Below are 19104 nucleotides of genomic sequence, written 5' to 3'. Positions count from 1 at the left end.
CGCCTCCCGGCGGTCAGGCCGGCACCGGGGTGGCCGGCCCGGCGGCGCCGTCCGCGCGGGCGATCACGGCGTGGTGATCGATGGGGGCCCGGTGGCCGGCCCGGTCCAGCGCGCCGAGCATCTGCTGGTCGAAGAGCCCCTGGCTGCCGGCCAGCGGCTCCGGCATGTGCCCGAACAGCTCCAGCGCGATCAGCCCGTGCAGCTGGGTCCACACCGACATGCACGCCGCCCCCCCGGCCGGGGGGAGGTCGGCACAGTCCCAGGCCAGCAGTCGCTCGCGCAGGCCGGGCGACAGCTCCGCCTCCAGAGGTGACGGGTCGATGTCACCGGCCGCGATCGCCTCCGCCATGCACCGGAACATCACCGCGACGGACCGCTCGAGCTCGTTGATGAGTGCTTCGCTGTGGTCGGTGAGGTCGGTCGGCTGCGGGCCGAAGATCAGCGTGTACTCGGTGGGGCTGTCCTTCGCCCACTGACGGTGGGCCCGGGCGACGAGGAGCCAGCGGACCGCGTGGTCGTCAGCGGGGGCCGTGGCGAAGGCCGCTTCGAGCGCGTCGGCGAGCGAGGCATAGGCGTCCTGGGCGAGCACCGAGATCAGCGCGGCGCGGCTGTCGAAGTACCGGTAGAGCGCCGAGGGTGTCATCCCCATCGCGCGGGCGACGGCCCGCAGCGAGAGCGCCGCGGCGCCGTGCTCGGCGAGCTGTGCGTGGGCGGCGGCTTTGATCTCCTCGATCGTCGCCTGGCGGACTCGTTCGCGGCGGGGGGCTGTGCTCGTCACATCGCAATGCTGCGGTCAGTGGTGACTGGTGTCAACTTTCGAGAACAGGGGTCTTGACGGCGACGGGTGTGAGCGAACACTGTTCTCTCAAGCGATCGGTTCTCTCGGGAGGGTCCCGTGTTCACGGCAGTAGCCAAGCTCGTCACCAATCGGCCACGACTCGTGCTCCTGGTAACCCTTGCCGCGCTCCTCGGCGCCGGGGTACTGGGGATGGGCGCGTTCGGCAAGCTGGAGTCCGCGGGGTTCGACGACCCCGCCTCCGACTCCAGCCGGGCCGCCGACCTCGTCGACGACACGTTCGGCGGGGAGCCGAACCTCGTCCTGCTCGTCACGGCCCGCTCCGGGGCCCCGGGCACCGACCCGCCGGCCGTCGACACCCCCGCGGTGGCCGGCGCCGGCCGGCGCCTCGCCACCGAGCTGGCCGCCGAGCCCGGGGTGACCAACGTGTCGTCCTACTGGACGGGCGCCTCGCCGCTGGTCTCCGACGATGGCCGGGCCGCGCTGGTCCTGGCCAGCGTGGACGACGACCACGAGTCCGACCTCGTCGCGAAGTACGAGGACCTCTACCAGGCCGGCCAGCCCGGTGGGCCCGAGGCCGACTCCCCGGTCACCGTCCGCCCCGGTGGCGCGGCGACCGTCGGGGAGGACATCAACGGCCAGGTGGGCGCGGACCTGGCCGTGGCCGAGTCCATCGCGATCCCGATCACGATGGTGCTGCTGGTGATCGCCTTCGGCGGTCTGCTCGCCGCGCTGCTGCCGCTGGGGATCGGGCTGGTCGGCATCCTGGGCGGCTTCGCGTTCCTGTCGGTCGTCGGTGGCCTGACCGACGTGTCGATCTTCGCCGTGAACCTGACCACGGCACTCGGCCTCGGCCTCGGTATCGACTACGCCCTGCTCATGGTCAGCCGTTTCCGGGAGGAGCTCGCCGCCGGACACGACCGGGCCACGGCGACGGCGAACACGGTGCGCACGGCGGGGCGCACAATTCTGTTCAGCGGCGCGACGGTGATCGTGGCGCTCGCGGTGATGCTGGTCTTCCCGCCGTACTTCCTGAAGTCCATGGCGTACGCGGGCATCGCGGTGACCGCGGTCGCCGTGGTCACCGCCGTCACGGCGCTGCCCGCCGTGCTCATGCTGCTCGGCCCGCGGGTGAACGCGCTGCGCGTCGGCGGCCTGATCGGCCGGCTGCGCCGCCGCCGGGCCGGGACCCCACCAGCCGTCGAGACCGGGCCAGTCGCCGAGACCCCGGCACGGCCGGCGGCGGTCACCGGGCAGGATGCGCCGCGGGACATGCCGCGGGAGGTCGTCGAGTCGCCGTTCTGGCGCCGGGTGGCGACCGCGGTGATGCACCGCCCGCTGCTGGCCGGGCTGCCCGTCATCGCCCTGCTCCTCGCGCTCGGCGCGCCGTTCCTGCACGTCGAGTTCGGCACCCCGGACGACCGGGTCCTGCGCGACAGTGCCTCCAGCCGGGCCGTCGGGGACGTCCTGCGCGACGATTTCTCCTCCAACGACGCCGGGGCGATCGTCGTCGTCCTCACCGGCCCGGCCGGGCGGCTCGGCACGGCGGGCATCGCCGACTACGCCGAGGAGCTGTCCGGGCTGGCCGGCGTCGCCCGGGTCGACAGCTCCGCGGGCATCGTGCTCGACGGCCGGGTCGTCGTGCCGCCGGGGCCGACCACCGAGCGCTACGCCGCCGACAACGCCGCCTACCTGCGCGTCGTGCCCTCGGTGGAGCCGCACTCCGACGAGGCCCAGGCGCTGGTCGGCGTGATCCGGCGCACGGCCACCCCGGCGGGCACCGAGGCGCTGGTCGGCGGTCCGCCGGCGGTGCTCGTCGACGGCAAGGCGACCATCGGCGACCGGCTCCCGCTGGCCATCGGCCTGATCGCGCTGGCCACGTTCGTCCTGCTGTTCCTGTTCACCGGCAGCGTGCTGCTGCCGCTGAAGGCGATCGTGATGAACGGGCTGACGCTGACCGCCGTGTTCGGCGTGGCCGTATGGATCTTCCAGGACGGCCATCTCGCCGGGGCGCTCGGCTTCACCCCGGGCCCGCTCGACACGTCCATGCCGGTGCTGCTGTTCTGCATCGCGTTCGGCCTGAGCATGGACTACGAGGTCTTCCTGCTCTCCCGGATCAAGGAGGAGCACGACGCGGGCGCCTCGAACACCGAGGCGGTCGCCGCCGGCCTCGCCCGCACCGGTCGCCTGGTGACGACCGCCGCGGCGCTGCTCGCGGTCACCTTCCTGGCCTTCGGGACGTCCTCGGTGCGGTTCATGCAGATGTTCGGCCTGGGTACGGCGCTGGCGATCCTGCTGGACGCCTCCCTGATCCGCGGGGTGCTGGTGCCGGCGTTCATGCGGGTGGCCGGGCAGGCCAACTGGTGGGCGCCGAAGCCGCTACGGGTGCTGCACGCCCGGATCGGCCTCAGCGAGGGCGCCGCGCCGCCCACCGGTGACCCCGCCGGTGACCCCGGTGACGGGCCCACCGGCGAGGGCGTCAGAAGCGCTCGAAGCCCCGCCGGCGCTCCCAGTCGGTGACCGTCCGCTCGTAGCCGGCCAGCTCGACGTCGGCGGCGTGCGCCAGGTGGTCGACCACCCGCTCGCCGAACGCGGCCCGGGCCGTGGCGCTCTCCCGCCACGCCCGGGCCGCTTCGCGCAGCGAGGTGGGCAGCCGCGGCACGTCCGGCGCGGCGAAGGCGTTCCCGGCGCGCGGCGGCTCCAGTGCCAGCCGGTTCTCGATGCCGTGCAGCCCGGCGGCGATCATGCCCGCGATCGCCAGGTAGGGGTTGGCGTCGCCGCCGGGCACCCGGTGCTCGACGCGCAGCGACCGGCCGCGCCCGACGACCCGCAGCGCGCAGGTGCGGTTGTCCAGGCCCCAGGCGATCCCGGTCGGCGCGAAGCCGCCGGGTGCCAGGCGCTTGTACGAGTTCACGGTGGGTGCGTAGAGCAGGGTGAGATCGGCCATGCAGGCGAGCTGGCCGGCCACGAACCACCGCATCAGCTCCGACATCCCGTCCTCCGGGCCGGCGAGGACGAAACCGCCGTCGGCGGCGCGCAGGGAGAGGTGGACGTGGCAGGAGTTGCCCTCGCCCTGGTCGTACTTGGCCATGAAGGTCAGGGCCCGCCCGGCCGCGCCCGCGATCTTCTTCGCGGTGGTCTTGTAGAGCGCGTGCCGGTCGCAGGTGCGCAGCGCCTCGTCGTACCGGAAGACGATCTCGTACTGGCCCGGGTGGACCTCGGCCCGCGCCGACTCGACCGGCACCCCGGCCGCGGCCATCGCCCGGCGGATCGACCGGACGAGATCGTCCATCCGCTCGGTGCCGGCGAGCGCGTAGTCGACGTTGTAGGAGCTGGCCGGGGTGAGCCGGGTGTAATCGCGCCGGGCGGCCTTGCGGTACGACTCGTCGAACACCAGGAACTCCAGCTCGGTGCCGGCGAGCGCGCGCAGCCCCAGCGCCGCCAGTCGGTCCAGCTGCCGGCGCAGGACGGTCCGCGGCGCCACGTCCACCGGCGTCCCGTCGGGCCAGACCGTGTCCGCGATCACGATCGCGGACTCCGGGTGCCACGGCGCGCGCCCCAGCGTCGACAGGTCCGGGACGAGCCGCAGATCCCCGAAGCCGCCGTCCCACGGGTCGTAGGCGTAGCCGGGGCCGGTCTCCATCTCCACGTCGACGGCGTGCAGGTACGCGCACGCCCCCAGGCCGTCACCGCCGAGCACCTCCGCGCGGAAGTACTCCGGGGACAGCCCGGTCCCCACCAGCCGGCCCTGCAGGTCCGGCACGGCGACGATCACCTCGTCCACGTCGCCGGGCAGTGCCGCCGGCTCCGGGGGGTCCGCCGGCCCGGGGATCACCCGAGGTCCGGCCGCGGCGGGGCGAGCACCAGCGGGTTCGCCACCGTGCCGTGCAGGACGTCGAACTGGGCGTCCCGCCCGGAGCGGTCGTGGAAACCCGCCCCGGCGAACTGCTCCCGGTTGAGGCAGACCCGCTCGAACGACGGGGTCAGCAGGTCGACCGCGGCGAACCGCTCGGCGTACTCCGGATGGGCCCGCTGGTAGTCCTCCACCGCGTCGCGCACCAACGACCAGAACTCCTCCTCGGGCACGCCGAGATGGTCGGCGGCGATCACAGAGAAGAAGCGGAAGTGGCCGGCGAACACCGCGGAGAGCACCGAGTGGGCGAGCAGCGGGCCCGGCCAGTGGCGGCACAGCGCGCCGGCGCCGCCGTCCGTCGCCGCCCGTTCGGGGAACTCGCCCTCGACGAGGTCGATGTCCGCGCCGAAGTCCTTCACCGCGATCCGCCGCGGGACCTCACCGGCGTCGAAGACGCAGATCACGTTCTCACCGTGCGGGGTGAACGCCACCCCGTACACGTACAGGTAGTGCAGCAGCGGCGGGAGCAGCGCCCGCAGCAGGGCGGCCAGCCACCGGTCCGGCGCCAGCCCGGAGCGGCGGACGAGCTCGGCGGTCAGCGACTCGCCGTCCGTGTCGACGGTGAGCAGGCAGGCCATGGTCCGGGCCCGCTCGCCGGGGGCGAGGAAGGAGGCGACCGGCTCCCGCCAGAGCACCCCGAGCAGCTCGTGCAGCCGGTAGGGGGCGTCCGGCACGGCGTCGAAGGCGGGATGCGCGACGGTGGCCCCGGCGGTCTCGGGCAGCGCGATGACGCCGGTGGCCCGCAGCACCGGATCGTTGTGGGCGAGCGACACCAGCCACGCCGAGACGGCCGGGCCGGCGGTGGCGTCCGCGGCGGACATCCCGCGCCACACCAGCGTGTTGCGGATCATCAGCGCGAGCTTGACGTCGCCCCGCCCCGGGGTGTCGACGTTCGCCACCGTGCGCACGGACTGCAACGGCAGGTACCGGTCGGGCGCCTCGCCGAGGTCGACCAGCCGCCCGGTGGCCAGCGCGCCGGCGAACAGCGGCGCGACCACGTTCTCCCACTGCCACGGGTGCATCGGCAGCCACACGTACCGCTCGGCCAGCGCGACGGTGTCCGCCCTGGCGGTGTCGGCCCCGGAGGTGTCCGGCCGAGCGGTGTCCGGCCGAGCGGTGTCCGCCCCGACGGGGCCGGTCCCGACGGCGCGCTCGACCGCGGCGCGCAGGACCGCACCGAACTCGGCCCGGGTCGCGGCGGAGAGCTCGGCCGCGCGCAGCCCGACGGCGTCCAGGCCGGGGCCGGTGACGAGACGGGCCAGCTCGGCGTGGGCCGCCACCCAGCGCAGCCGGAACGGGCGGCGGGCCTCCGGGGCGTACCGCGCCGCGTCGGCCGCGTCGAACCCGAGCCGTCCCTTGTTCGCGATCATGCAGGGATGGCCGGTCTGGTGTCCCTCCAGCTCCAGGTGGGAGAGGTCGGCGAGCGCGCGGGCGGGCAGGGCCGTCCGCAGGAGCTCGGCGTCGGCGCGCTGGGTGGCCGTCACCTCCCGCACGACGTCGGTCAGGACGTCCCCGGACCAGCCCAGGCCCTGCCGGGTGTCGAGCAGGAACCGGGTCGGGTCCCAGGCCGGCTCGCCGTCGCGGCGCAGTGTCGCCGGGTCGGGCCACCAGGTGCCGAACGTGCCGCGCCGGGCGGTGAACGTGTACGTGACCGGGCCGCACTCGATCCGGTACGGCGCCGGCGCGCCCCGCCCGACCGGCGGCGGGGTGCGCGGCGGGGCCGCCGGCTCGGCCCGCGGGACGAGCAGCTCCTCGTAGGCGAGCTCCGCGATCAGCCGAGTGAGCAGCGCCAGCCCGGCCGCCCGCCACCGCCGCGCGGCGTCCGCGGCGCCCGTGGCGGGCCGCCGCGCGGCGTCCGTCGAGGGTTCGCCGGTCACCGGCCGGCCCCGCCGACCTCGACGGGGCGGACCGGGGCGGGCCCGCCGGGCGTCCGGGGCCCGGCCGGGGCGCCGAACGTGGTGAACGCGGCCGGGCGGGGCAGGCGGTGCGCCCGCCCCGCGGTGAGATCGTCGAGGATGACCGCCGCCCGCCAGGCCCCCAGCCCGAGGTCGGGCGCGCCCACGCCGTGGGTGTGCAGCTCGGCGTTCTGCACGTAGATCCGCCCGCTGACCCCCGGCTCGGTGGCGACCCGGTACCGCTCGTCGACCTTGAACCGGCCGCCGGCGTCGAGGTCGAGCAGCCCGGCCACCGGGTCGAGCAACGCCGGCCGCCGCGCCGCGTAACCGGTGGCGAGCACGACCGCGTCGGTGTCGACGGTGAACTCCCGCCGCTGGTCCCGGTGCCGGCAGCGCAGGTGGTAGCCGGGCTCCGCCCCGTCCTGGGCCACCCCCTCGACCGACACGTTCGGCAGCAGCAGGGCGTCCGGGTCGGCGCCGCCGATGCTGCGCTCGTAGAGCAGGTCGTAGATCTCGGCGAGGGTCTGCGCGTCGACGCCCTTGTACAGCTGCCACTGGCCGGGGACGACGGCGTCCTTCGTCTCCTGGTCGAGCCCGTGAAAGTAGCGGACGTGGTCGGGAGTGAACTGCTCCAGGCCCAGTTTCGAGTACTCCATGGGGGCGAAGGCCCTGGTCCGGGTGATCCAGGCCAGCGAGCGCCCCGTCCCGGGCCGGGAGCGGAGAAGGTCGAGGAACACCTCGGCGCCGGACTGCCCGGAGCCGACCACGGTGACGTGCCGGGCGCCGTCGAGCTGGTCGCGCCGTCCCAGGTAGTCGGCCGAGTGGAACACCCGTGGGCCGGTCACGGCGGCGAAGGCCGCCGGGACGGTCGGCTCGGTGCCCACGCCGAGCACCAGGTTGCGTGCCGTCACGGTCACCGGGGCCGGGGCGCCGGCGTGGTGGACCGTCACCCGGAACAGGGCGGCGTCGGGATGCCAGCGCACCGCGTCGACCCGGGCGCCGAAGTGGGCCGACCCCAGGGCGTGCGCCACCCAGCGGCAGTAGTCGTCGTACTCGCGGCGCGGCAGGTGGAAGCGCTCGTAGAGGTAGAACCGGAACAGCCTGTCGTGCTCGCGAAGGTAGGACAGGAACGACCAGCGGCTGGTCGGGTCGATCAGCGTGACCAGGTCGGCCAGGAACGGCACCTGCAGCGACGTGCCCTCGAGCAGCAGCCCGGGATGCCAGCGGAACGCGTCCTGGCGCTCGAAGAAGGCCGTCCGCAGGCCCGGCACGCCGTCGGCGAGCGCCGCCAGCGACAGGTTGAACGGGCCCAGCCCCACCCCGAGCAGGTCGTAGGGCGCGCCGGCGGACTCCTCAGGCCCGGCGCCGGGGGAGGATGACATCACGTGCGGACCTCCACGAGCGGATTGGGTATCTCCACGTAGACGGACTGGCTCGCCACCGGCCCCACCAGCTCGTCCCGGCCGTCCACGCACATCCGCAGGTTGGCCTTGCAGGGCAGGGTGGGCGCGTCCAGCAGCCGGTCCAGCAAGCCGTGACCGGGCAGCTCCGAGCGCAGCGCGAGCAGCGCCTCCCGCAGGCAGCGCAGCAGGTCCGGCTCGTCGGCGATGCCCGCCGCGCCCAGCGCCCCGACGACGGCGAGGGCGTTGTTCACGACGGCGTAGTAGACGACCCGCTGCTCGACCAGGTCGTCGTCGAACACCGCGGGCAGGCCTTCGCCGAGGCCGGGGACCTCGCGCCGCGCGGCCTCGGCGCGCGAGGCGGCCAGGTAGTAGCCCTGGCTGTCGCGGTACCACCCCGCGACCGGCCAGCCCCGCTCGTCCAGCGAGACGAGGGTGTTCTGCAGGTGGGCCTCCAGCCCGACGCCGCGGCGCAGGTAGAGGTCGAGCACCGGGATGACGAGCACCCGCAGGTAGCGGGCGAACCACTCGCGGGCCACCGCCCCGGTCGACGCCCGCCCGGTCGACGCCCGCCCGGTGGAGGCCGGCCCGGCCAGCTGGCTGATCAGCCCGGCGAGCATCGAGCGCCGCGAGCGCCCGGGAGCCCCCGGCTCCAGATCCGGCCGGTCGGCCACCAGCGCCGCGGCGCACGCGACCCGGTCACCGGCGCCGAACGGGTTCGTCCGTACGGCGCACTCCAGCCCGTCGGCCCGCGCCCCGACCCAGGACGGCTCGCCGACGAGCCGGAAGGCCGGGTGGCGGTCCCGCAGCCACCCGTCCAGGGCCAGCCGGGCGTACCTGGCCATCTCGGCGCCCAGCTCCAGCTCGTCGCGGTGCAGCGTGCGCCGCGAGTTGGTGATCCGCATGCCCAGCGAGAGCTTCAGCATGACCGGCGCGTCCGGCCGCCAGACGGTGCGCAGCGACGCCGTCGGGAACCACGGCGGGCCGGCCGGGCCGAGGTCGACCAGCCGGCCGTCGGCGAGCAGGCTGGCGACGTCCGGGCGGGCGGGCACGGCCCGCGCCTGCCACGGATGGGCCGGCAGGGCCAGGTACCCCGCCGGCAGCGCCGGCAGTCCGGGCCCGGCGCCGCGCAGCGACGCGAGCAGCGCGGACGGGTCCGGGCCGCCGTGGCGGGCGATGTCGGGGTGCGCGGCGAACCAGTGCAGTGGGAAGGAGCCGTCCAGCTCGGGTGAGTACCGGGCGCACTCGGCCTCGGGCGCCTCCCCCCGGTTCTTGGCGGCGGGGTGGAACGGGTGCCCGGTGACCAGGGCGCGTTCCGCGGCGAGGAAGGGCTCGGCGGGCGCGAGACGGGGGAACGCGATGATCCGCGCGATCCACCCGGCCGAGTCGAGGACGCGGGCGAGTGCCGTCCGCCCGGCCGCGGCCGGCGCCCCGGCCGCGGCCTCGCGGATCAGGAGCGCGGCGAGCAGGCCGGCGTCGAGGGGGACACCGCCCAGCCGCGGTCGGTCGAAGCGGTGCCAGCCGGTGGCGGAGCGGTAGGTCACCGCGACGTCCACGGTGAGCCCGGTGGTCGGCAGCTCCAGCCGCAGCCGCGCGTCACCAGGGTGCGGCGGCGGCCCGAACTCCCGGGTCCAGCAGCGCAGCAGCACCTCGGTCACGACGTCGTCGGCGGCGTCCGCCACGTTCACCCCGGGCGTCTGCGCCACGGCGCGCGCCGCCACCGCGGCGGCGGGACCGCTCGGGTGGGTCACGCCGCCGGCTCGGCGGCCAGCTGGTCGCCGGTCGCGGCGACGAGGGCGAGCAGCGCGGAGACGTCGGCCGGCGTCGCGGCCGGGTTCAGCAGCGTCAGCTTGAGGTGGACGGCGCCGTCCGGGCCGGCCGTGGTCCGCCCGACGACCGCCGCGCCCGCGGCGAGCAGCCGCAGCCGGATCGCCGCGTTCAGCCGGTCGAGTGCCCGCCCCGCGAGGGGGGCGCGGTCCCGGTGGTGGACGTAGCGGAAGAGCACGGTGCTGAGGGTCACCGGTGCCGAGAGCGCGAACCGTTGGTCCGCCTCGATGACGGCCGCGGCGTGCCGGGCGAGGCGGTGGCAGGCGTCCACCAGGGCGCCGAGCCGGTCCCGGCCCAGCGCGCGCAGGGTTACGGCGATCTTGAACGCGTCCGGTCGGCGGGTGGTGCGCAGCGACCGGCCCAGCAGGCTGGGGTAGCCGGCGGCGGTCTCGTCGGCCGGGTTGAGGTAGGCGGCCTCGGTCTCCAACCGCTCCCACCCCCGGCCGGACGGGGTGAGGAAGACACCCGCGGGGGCCGGTTGCCAGCCCAGCTTGTGCAGGTCGAGGGCGATCGAGTCGGCCTCGGCCAGCCCGGTGAGCAGCCCGGCGAGCCGGTGCGAGAACAGTGCGCCGCCGCCGTGCGCCGCGTCCACGTGCAGCCACCCGGGCGCCGGGTGCGCCCGCACCGCCGCGGCGATCTCGCCCAGCGGGTCGACGGCACCCGCGTCGGTCGTGCCCGCCGTCGCGACGACCACGGCGGGCCCACCGTGGCGGGCCAGCGCCGCCCGCAGGGCGCCGACGTCCATCCGGTGCGCCTCGTCGACCGGGACGGTGATCACCTCGCCGAGCCCCAGCAGCCCGGCGCCGCGGCGCACCGAATGATGGCCGGCCGCCGAACAGAGGACGGCGCCCCGCGCCCCGCGGCCACCGCCACCACCGCCGTCGGCGTCGTGGCCGTGGGCGCCGATCAGCAGGCCCATCAGGTTGGACTCGGTGCCGCCGGTGGTCACCGTGCCCACCGCGCGCGCCGGGTCCAGGCCGGCCAGCTCGGCCAGCGCGGCGACGACCTCCGTCTCGACCGTCGTCGCGGCCGGGGCCTGGTCCCAGGAGTCCAGCGACGGGTTGAGCACGCTGACCGCGAGATCGGCGGCGACGGCGACGGGCAGCGGCGGGCAGTGCAGGTGCGCCGCGCAGAACGGGTCGGCGGGGTCGGCCGACCCCGCCGAGAGCATGCGGGTGAGGGCGTCGAGCGCCGCGGCCTCGCCGCTGCCCGCCGCGGTGAGCAGCCGCCCGCCGCCGAGCGCGGCCAGCGCCGCCCGCCGCACGGCCCCCGGCCCACCGGCCGGCAGCGGGCCGACCCGGTCACGGCGGCCCGCGTCGAGCGCGCCCAACGCGACGCCGAGCAGGTCCCGCAACTCGTCGGCCGGGCGGTGCCCCGGCCTGGTCATTCCGCCTGCTCGGTCGCCGCGGTGACGGACTCCGCGAGGATCTCCAGGGCGAGGTCGGCCTCGTCGTCGGTGACGGTCAGCGGTGGCAGCAGCCGCAGGACCGAGTCCTCCCGCCCGCCGAGCTCGATGATCAGACCACGGGCGAGGCACTCGGATCGGATCGCCGAGGCGAGGCGGGGGTCCGCCGGGCGGGCGCCGATCTGGTCCGGCGCGGCCTCGGCCGAGACGACCTCCAGCCCGAGCATCAGGCCGCGCCCGCGGACGTCGCCGATGAACACCCGGCCGCGGGCGATCTCCCGCAGGCCGGTCAGCAGCCGCTCGCCGGTCACGGCCGACCGCTCGGCCAGGGCCTGCGTCCGCACGAGCTCGAGCGTGGCGCGCCCGGCGGCCATGGCGAGCTGGTTGCCGCGGAACGTGCCGGCATGCGCGCCCGGAGCCCAGGTGTCCAGCTCGGCGCGGTAGGCGACGATCGCCAGCGGCAGCCCGCCGCCGATCGCCTTGGACATGACGAGCATGTCGGGCACCACCCCGGCGCGCTCACAGGCCCAGAACGTGCCGGTGCGCCCGACCCCGGTCTGCACCTCGTCCAGGATGAGCGGGATGCCGCGGCGGGTGGTGAGCTCGCGCATCGCGCGCAGCCAGGCGTCCGGCGCCGGGATGACCCCGCCCTCGCCCTGCACCGGTTCGAGGATCATCGCCGCCGGGCTGGTGATCCCGCCGCACGAGTCGTCGAGCAGCCGCTCGACGTAGCTGGCCGAGATCTCGGCGCTCGCCGCGCCGCCGACCCCGAACGGGCACCGGTAGGGGTAGGGGAACGGCAACCGGACGACCGCCCCGGTGACCGGCAGCGGCTCCTTCACGGCGACCTTGCCCGTCACGGCGAGGGCTCCGGAGGTCATCCCGTGGTAAGCGCCGGTGAAGGCGAGCACGTTGTGGCGTCCGGTGACCGTCTGCGCCAGCTTCAGCGCCGCCTCGACGGCGTCCGCGCCGGTCGGACCGCAGAACAGCAGCTTCGGGTCCTCCCGCAGCCCGGGCGGCAGGTCGCGCACCAGCTCCTCGGTGAACGCGTCCTTCTCCGGGGTGGCGATGTCGAGGGCGTGCAGCGGGGCGCCCGAGCGCAGGACCCGCTCGATCTCCTCGACGACGGCCGGGTGGTTGTGGCCGACGGCCAGGGTGCCGGCACCGGCCAGGAAATCCAGGTAGCGACGTCCGTCGGCGCCGACGATCCAGCAGCCCGCCGCTTCGACCGGCACGATCGGCAGGGAGCGGGCGTAGGTTCGGGCGGCGGATTCGCGGGCCTCCTGCCGGGCCAGGATCGCCGGCGCCGCAGCCGGATTCGCGCCGTCGGGGCCGACACCGACATCGGCGGGCGAGATCGTCGTCACGGGCGATTCCCCTTCGAACGGTCCGGGTCAAGGAAGGCTAACTTAATTCATTCTCGATCTCCGGCCTGTGAACGAGCAGAGGTCTTCCTCTCGTGGCGACCCGCACGGTCGCGGTCGCCCGCACGGGAACGTTGCCCTTCGTAAGGTTACGATCGCCCAGGGGCCGAAACGGGTCGTTTGTGGTGTCTTCCAGGCGTTGGGCGTCACCCAGGGCGGCCGGTGGCCGCTGCGCGTAACGCCGCCGGGCTTGCGCGTCGCGCGTCAACACCGTCATCGTCACATGTCAGGACGTCGGACGTCGCGCGGGAAACCGGGTCGGGCGGTGCGGTCCTGGTCACGGGCGCACGGGCGCCGGAAGGGTGCGCCGTGCTGGATCTCCCCGTCTCCGCCGCGCCGCTGCGCGCGCTCGGCCCCGATCGGCTGCCGGCGGCGGTGCTCGCCTGCCTGCGGGAGTGGCCCGCGCCGCTGGGGGAGATCGGCGCCTACCTCTACTCGCCGGCGGTCGCCGCGGCGCGGGCCGCCGAGCTGCGCCGGCACCTGCCCGACTGGGCCGAGCTGTACTTCGCGGTCAAGGCGAACGCCTATCCGCCGATCCTCGACGCCCTGCTCGCCGGGAGCGACGGTGCCAGGAGCGGCGGTGCCGGCACCGGCACCGGTGCCGGTGCCGGTGCCGGTGCCGGTGTCGACGGGTTCGAGGTCTCCTCGGCGCGCGAGCTCGCCCTGGCCACCGAGGCCGTGGCGCGGGCCCGGCGGCGGGCTGGGGCGGAGGTGGCCGGGCGGCACCGGTCCGGCCGGGCGCGGCTGGTGGCGTCCGGGCCGGGCAAGTCGGTGAGCCTGCTGCGCGCGCTCCTCGGCGCGGCGCCGGCGGAGGGAGCCGCGCCGTCGGCGGGGGGAGCCACGGTGCCGGTCGATGTCGTCAACGCCGAGAGCCCGCTGGAGCTGCGGCGGATCGACGCCGTGGCGGCGGAGACGGGGCGGCGGGCCGCCGTCGCGCTGCGGGTGAACCCGGCCCGCGTCGGCCTCTCCGGGGCACTGCGGATGGGTGGGCGCCCGACCGCCTTCGGGATCCAGGAACGGGACGTGCCCGCGGCCGTCGAGCTCGCCCGCGCACTGCCGTGGATCGACCTGGTCGGCTTCCACGTCCACGCGGTGTCGGGGAACCTCGACGCCGCCGCGCACCTGGACTACGTGCGGTGGTGCCTGGACTTCGCCACCCGCCAGGCCCACCTGGGCGGTGTCGACCTGCGGGTGGTGGACGTCGGCGGTGGCCTCGGGGTGCCCTTCGAACCCGACCGGCTCGGCGAGCGCCCCTTCGACCTGGAGGTCTTCGGCGCCGGCCTGGAACGGCTGCGCCCCCCGGCCGGCGTCCGGATGGTCTTCGAGCCCGGCCGGGCGCTGGTGGCCGACTGCGGCTGGTACGCGGCGGAGGTGACCGACGTCAAGGTGGTCCACGGCGGCGCCTTCGCGGTCCTGCGTGGCGGTATCCATCACTTCCAGCTGCCGACGTCCTGGGAGATCGTCCACAACTTCGCCGTCGTCCCGCGCGACGACTGGCCGCCCGGCTGGCCCCGGCCGCAGGTGAGCGCGGGCCCGGTGACCGTGGTGGGGGAGCTGTGCACCCCCGAGGACACCCTCGCCCGCGACGTGACCGTCGACCGGCTGCGCGCCGGCGACGTCGTCGTCTTCCCGATGGCCGGCGCCTACGGTTACGAGTTCGCGATGCACGAGTTCCTCGGCCACCCACGCGCCCACCGCGTCGTCGTGGACTGATCCCGCTGCCCCGCTGCCCCGCTGCCCCGCTGTGACGCGGAGTCACGGCGGGGCCCGGTGTCACGGCGTCCGGAGCACCGGGAGGTCGAACCAGAGGTACTTGCCGGACTCCACCGACACCGCGCCCCAGCTGCCGGCCAGGGCGTCCAGCACGAGCAGGCCGCGGCCGCCCTCGGCGTCCGGGTCGGCGTCGCGGCGCTGCGGCAGGGTCGTCGACGTGTCCGAGACCGAGGCGTGGACGAGGCCGGGCCGCAGCTCGACCAGCAGCCACACCGGCGGCCGGCCGTACTTGACCGCATTGGTGACGAGCTCGCTGACCAGCAGCTCGGCGGTGCACCGGGTGTCGTCGGGCAGATCGGTCAGACCCAGGCACTCACGCAGAACCCGCCGCGCCTGTGGGACGGCGGACGGCAGGTAGGGCAGCTCGGCGAGGATGTGCGTGGCCGGGGGGCGACACGAGCTCGCCTGCCGCACCACGTTCATCGGAACCGACGTAGGACTCATCGATCACCATGTCTGAACGGGGACATCCCGGACCGCCTACCCATCGGATCGCCTGAGCAATCTCCTACGCGATGTTGTGTGACGAACGTCCGGCGATGGTGTCGGCGCCATCGGCGGGTGTCGTGCCATCGGTGCTCCAACTAGTTCACCACACCGGCGAACCACCTTCACTCCGGGGCACCGCCGGCGGCCGGGCGGCCGGTGGGCCGCCGACCGGCGGGTCGACGGTCGGCCCGCGGCCGGGGGATCGGCCCGCGGCCCGGGGATCAGTCCGCGACCCGGGTGACCAGGATCGCGACGTCGTCGCGCAGGTTGCCGCCGGCGAAGCGCTCGGCGGCCGTGAGGACCCGGTCGGCCACCCCCTGCGCGGACAGGCCCGCGCAGCCGGCGACCGCGTCCACCAGCCGCTGGTCACCGAACAGCTCGCGCCCGCGGCGCGCCTCCACCACCCCGTCGGTGTACAGCACCAGCGACTCCCCGGCGTGCAGATGCAGGTCCAGGCCGGGGAAGGACGTCTCGTCGTCGTCGAGCACGCCCAGCAGGGTGCCCGGCCGGCCGACGAGCGAGGCCGTGCCGTCCCGGTGCAGGACGACCGGCTGCGGGTGACCGGCGAGGTGCAGCCGCAGCCGGGCGCCGTCGGTCTCGGACGGCAGCAGCGACGCGGCGGCCAGGGTGCAGAACCGGCCCTGCCCGTTCGGGTGGGAGGTGGCGGTGTCCCGCAGTGCCCGGTTCAGTTCGACCAGCAGCTCGGCGAGGTCCGCGCCCCGCCCGGTGAGCAGCCGGAGTACGGCACGGGCCACACCGGTGACCGTGGCGGCCTCCGCGCCCTTGCCGCAGACGTCGCCGATGGCCACCGTCCAGCCGGTCGGGCCGGAGATCAGGTCGAAGAAGTCCCCGCCGACGTCCAGGCCGGCGGACTGCGCGGCGCCGTAGGCGGAACCGAGATCCATCCCGGGGATGTGGGGCAGCGCCGGCGGGCGCAGGCCGGCCTGGAGCGTGCCGGCGAGCTCCACCTGGCGGCTGTAGAGCCGGGCGTTGTCCACGGCGAACGACGCGCGCCGGGCCAGGTCCGCGAGCAGGTCGATCTCGTCCGCGAGGAAGGTGTGCCCGGCCGGACGGCCGAGCGCGAGCACGCCCAGCACCCGCCGGCGCGCCTGCAGGACGACGACGAGCGCCGGCCCGCCGAACGCCGTGACGGTCTGGACCTGGTCGCCGCGGGCGGCGCGCACGGCGGCCATGAGCGCGCCGTCCGGGTCGACGGCGGCCTCGTTCAGCGCCGCGGTCTCGGACTCCTCGGCGTGCCCGACCGCCTGCAGCTTCGGGCCGGCGTCCTCCCGGTTGAGGTACACCGCGCACCACTGGGCGAGGCGGGGGACCGGCAGCCGGGCGAGCAGCGTGAGCGAGTGGGTGAGGTCCAGGCTGCCGGCGAGCAGGTCGGACGCCTCGGCGAGGAAGGACAGCATCCCGATGCGGCGCTCCTCGGCGCGCCGCATGTCGCCGCCGCCGAGCGCCAGCGCCATCCACCGCGAGACGAGCTGGATCCGCTCGATGTCGAACGGGTCGCGGTCGAATCCGGCGTGCCGGGTGTCGTCGTGGGTGTCCGCGGCGCCGTACGGCCACAGTAGGAGCTCGCCGAGGCTGTCCTGGGTCGGGTCCAGGGCGAACACCCGGGCGTCGGCGCTCGGCCCGGTGCGCCCGAGGGCGGCCACGGTCTCGGTGCGCCCGCCGTCCTGCGAGGGCCGCTGCACCCGGCCACCGGCCGCCGGGACGGCGTCCAGGAGCTGGGCGAGCAGCTCGGAGACCTCGCCCTCGGCGGTCAGCGCCCGCGCGGTGTCGCGGGCCAGCAGCCGGGGCAGCCGGATCGACATCGCCGCCGGCGCCCGGGTCGTCACCGTGGTGATACCGGCGCCCGCTCCGGCGGTGGTCAGCGGGAGATCGTCGAGAAGCGACGCGCCGAGCGGGCCCGGTGGAGGGCCCGAAGGTGTGGGCTGCGGGGGTACTGGATCGTGCGTGACGCTCGGCGCCGGACGGCGGTCGTCCAGCGCGGCCGAGCGCCGCGGGTCCTCCCGCCGCCGGGAGTCCAGCCGGAACCAGACCGTCTTCCCGCCGGCGACGTGTTCCGTTCCCCAGGAGCTGGCCAGGGCGTCGACCAGGGCCAGCCCACGCCCGTCCTCACGCAGGCCGTCGATGCCGGCCGGGCCGCCGCCGACCGCCTCGAGCCCCTCGAGGCCTTCCAGGCTCTCCAGGCTCTCGATGTCCTCGTCGAGGTCGGTGGGCTGCGGGCGGCGCACGGCCGTCTCGCGCCGGCCGACGCCGATGCGCACGGGATGGCGGTCGCCCACGGCCACCCGCACGCTGCCGTGCTCCTCGGCGACGTCGACCGTCGCGACCGTGCCGGCGTGCACGACCACGTTGGTGACCAGCTCCGTGACCAGCAGCAGCGCCGAATCCAGCGTGTCCTCGTCCAGCCTGCCGCGCAGCGTCTCCTGCACGAACCGCCGTGCCGACCGGGGTGAGTCGGCGGTCGGTGGGAGGGCGACCGAACGCGGGGGAAGGCGCCGGTCTCCGGCCTGTGCCGCGGGGTCGGCGTTCATGTGGCTCAGTCTCTCCTGCGTTGTCCTCGGTAAGGCGGATACTGGCGGCTGATGCGCTCGGTCCGAGCGTGCCCGTCGTGAAGTTGTTCAACATGAAGTCGCTCGATGTGAAGTCGCCCAGTCTGAAGTCGCTCAGCGTGAAGTCGCCCAGTCGGAGACGAAGGTCCACGGCGGAACCACAGTCCGGATCGATCGCACGACACCATCACACTTCCCCTCCACGGATGCGTTCCGCACCACCGACCGCCCCACGCCCGTCCGTCGCCGAATCTGGACCACACCGCCGTCCGCGCCCCGCCGGCGAGCGGGCGCGAACCGCCTCGAGGCCGATCTGAGAGCCGATAATTCCACCGTCACAGGCAAGGTAGGAGACTGATGAGCGCCGACGCGAGCCCCGACCGCCAGCGGTTCCCCGCGAGTGCCGGGGATTCCGGTGGCCCACCCGCGGGCGCCACGGCCACCCTGCCGGCGGGCGCGGCGGTGAACGGAGTGGGCGCGGGCACCGCCCCGGGGCCGGGCGGTGGCACGGACGCCCTGCTCTCCAGCCTGCTCACCGGGCTCGACCGGCTCGTCGACGGCGAGTTCGGGGTCCGGCTGCCGATCGGTGACGGCGTCGGCGGGGATGTCGCCCGCCGGTTCAACGAGCTCGCCGGGATGCAGGAGCGGCACGCCCGCGAGGTTTCCAGGGTGAGTAAGGTAATTCGACGTGACGGTCGTCTCACTCTGCGCATGGACGACCTCGGTGGCAGCGGCGGCTGGGACGAGCTCACGCTCTCGGTGAACTCGCTCATCGACGACCTGGCCCGACCCACCCACGAGGTCGCCAGGGTCATCGCCGCGGTGGCCGAGGGCGACCTCTCGCAGCAGATGGCGCTGGAGATCGCCGGGCAGCCGGTGCGTGGTGAGTTCCTCCGGATCGGCACGACCGTGAACACGATGGTCGACCAGCTCTCGTCCTTCGCCGACGAGGTCACCCGGGTGGCGAAGGAGGTCGGCACCGAGGGCAACCTCGGTGGTCAGGCCAAGGTGATGGGGGTCTCCGGGGTCTGGCGGGACCTGACGGAGTCAGTGAACTCGATGGCCGGCAACCTGACCAGCCAGGTTCGCAACATCGCCCAGGTGACCACGGCGGTGGCGCAGGGTGACCTGTCGCAGAAGATCACGGTCGACGCGCGCGGTGAGATCCACGAGCTGAAGTCGACCGTCAACACGATGGTGGACCAGCTCTCCGCGTTCGCCGACGAGGTCACCCGGATGGCCAAGGAGGTCGGCACCGAGGGCAAGCTCGGCGGCCAGGCCCAGGTCAAGGGGGTCTCCGGGGTCTGGCGGGATCTCACCGACTCGGTGAACGTCATGGCCGGCAACCTCACCACCCAGGTGCGCAGCATCGCCGAGGTCGCCGCCGCGGTGGCCCGCGGTGACCTGACCCGCCAGATCACCGTCGACGCCCGCGGCGAGGTGGCGGGCCTCGCGCACACCCTGAACACGATGGTGGACCAGCTCTCGTCGTTCGCCGACGAGGTGACCCGGGTCGCCTGGGAGGTCGGCACCGAGGGCAACCTGGGTGGTCAGGCGCACGTTCGGGGGGTCTCCGGGGTCTGGCGGGATCTCACCGAGTCGGTGAACTCGATGG

12 protein-coding genes are annotated in these 19104 nt (G+C 75.1%); 3 read left to right on the top strand and 9 right to left on the bottom strand.

Features of this window, described 5'->3' with window-relative positions; genetic code table 11:
- Positions 1 to 13: 13 nt before the first annotated feature.
- The gene (locus B056_RS0107015; RefSeq protein ID WP_018501176.1) at positions 14 to 778 is read right to left on the bottom strand and encodes a TetR/AcrR family transcriptional regulator; all 765 of its coding nucleotides are present in this window, start codon (positions 776 to 778) and stop codon (positions 14 to 16) included.
- A gap of 117 nt (positions 779 to 895) precedes the next feature.
- Here B056_RS0107015 and B056_RS0107010 point away from each other — a divergent pair, with 117 nt between their 5' ends.
- Positions 896 to 3316, top strand: a complete 2421-nt coding sequence (locus B056_RS0107010; RefSeq protein ID WP_026239423.1) for an MMPL family transporter — start codon at positions 896 to 898, stop codon at positions 3314 to 3316.
- Here the strand turns inward: B056_RS0107010 and B056_RS0107005 are convergent.
- Genes B056_RS0107005 through B056_RS0106980 form a run of 6 tightly spaced genes read right to left on the bottom strand, consistent with a single transcriptional unit; the run spans position 3276 to position 12603 of the window.
- Positions 3276 to 4631, bottom strand: a complete 1356-nt coding sequence (locus tag B056_RS0107005; RefSeq protein ID WP_018501174.1) for a glutamine synthetase family protein — start codon at positions 4629 to 4631, stop codon at positions 3276 to 3278. The two genes, B056_RS0107010 and B056_RS0107005, sit on opposite strands and share 41 nt — an antisense overlap.
- Positions 4628 to 6586 carry an IucA/IucC family protein gene (locus tag B056_RS0107000; protein ID WP_018501173.1) on the bottom strand — a complete coding sequence of 653 codons (1959 nt, stop codon included), beginning with the start codon at positions 6584 to 6586 and terminating at the stop codon, positions 4628 to 4630. The genes B056_RS0107005 and B056_RS0107000 overlap by 4 nt, the downstream gene beginning before the upstream one ends.
- Positions 6583 to 7986 (bottom strand): lysine N(6)-hydroxylase/L-ornithine N(5)-oxygenase family protein, encoded by a 1404-nt coding sequence (locus B056_RS0106995; protein WP_020572354.1) that lies wholly within the window; start codon positions 7984 to 7986, stop codon positions 6583 to 6585. Before B056_RS0106995 ends, B056_RS0107000 begins: the two co-directional genes overlap by 4 nt.
- Positions 7986 to 9755, bottom strand: coding sequence for an IucA/IucC family protein (locus tag B056_RS0106990; RefSeq protein WP_018501171.1), 1770 nt, complete (start codon positions 9753 to 9755; stop codon positions 7986 to 7988). The genes B056_RS0106995 and B056_RS0106990 overlap by 1 nt, the downstream gene beginning before the upstream one ends.
- Positions 9752 to 11218: a pyridoxal phosphate-dependent decarboxylase family protein gene (locus B056_RS0106985; RefSeq protein ID WP_018501170.1), complete on the bottom strand. Its 1467-nt coding sequence runs from the start codon at positions 11216 to 11218 to the stop codon at positions 9752 to 9754. Before B056_RS0106985 ends, B056_RS0106990 begins: the two co-directional genes overlap by 4 nt.
- A complete protein-coding gene (locus B056_RS0106980) occupies positions 11215 to 12603 on the bottom strand; it encodes a diaminobutyrate--2-oxoglutarate transaminase family protein (protein WP_018501169.1) in 1389 nt (462 codons plus the stop codon). The genes B056_RS0106985 and B056_RS0106980 overlap by 4 nt, the downstream gene beginning before the upstream one ends.
- Before the next feature lie 366 nt (positions 12604 to 12969).
- Here B056_RS0106980 and B056_RS0106975 point away from each other — a divergent pair, with 366 nt between their 5' ends.
- Entirely contained in the window at positions 12970 to 14373 is a 1404-nt protein-coding gene (locus tag B056_RS0106975; RefSeq protein WP_018501168.1) for a type III PLP-dependent enzyme domain-containing protein, read from the top strand.
- Positions 14374 to 14433: 60 nt separating this feature from the next.
- On the opposite strand, the gene B056_RS0106970 is transcribed toward B056_RS0106975, so the two are convergent.
- Both B056_RS0106970 and B056_RS0106965 read right to left on the bottom strand, forming a co-directional pair.
- Complete coding sequence (locus B056_RS0106970; RefSeq protein ID WP_018501167.1) at positions 14434 to 14856, bottom strand: ATP-binding protein; 423 nt, start codon at positions 14854 to 14856, stop codon at positions 14434 to 14436.
- A gap of 287 nt (positions 14857 to 15143) precedes the next feature.
- Positions 15144 to 17471, bottom strand: a complete 2328-nt coding sequence (locus B056_RS0106965) for a SpoIIE family protein phosphatase (protein WP_018501166.1) — start codon at positions 17469 to 17471, stop codon at positions 15144 to 15146.
- Positions 17472 to 17846: 375 nt separating this feature from the next.
- Between B056_RS0106965 and B056_RS35530 the strand changes: the two genes are divergently transcribed.
- Positions 17847 to 19104: HAMP domain-containing protein (locus B056_RS35530; protein WP_035750452.1), on the top strand; the 1258-nt coding region annotated here is incomplete at its 3' end.

The sequence above is a fragment of the Parafrankia discariae genome (genome assembly GCF_000373365.1).
GTDB classification, from domain to species: Bacteria; Actinomycetota; Actinomycetes; order Frankiales; family Frankiaceae; genus Parafrankia; species Parafrankia discariae.
This window is presented reverse-complemented; position numbering and strand designations above follow the sequence as displayed.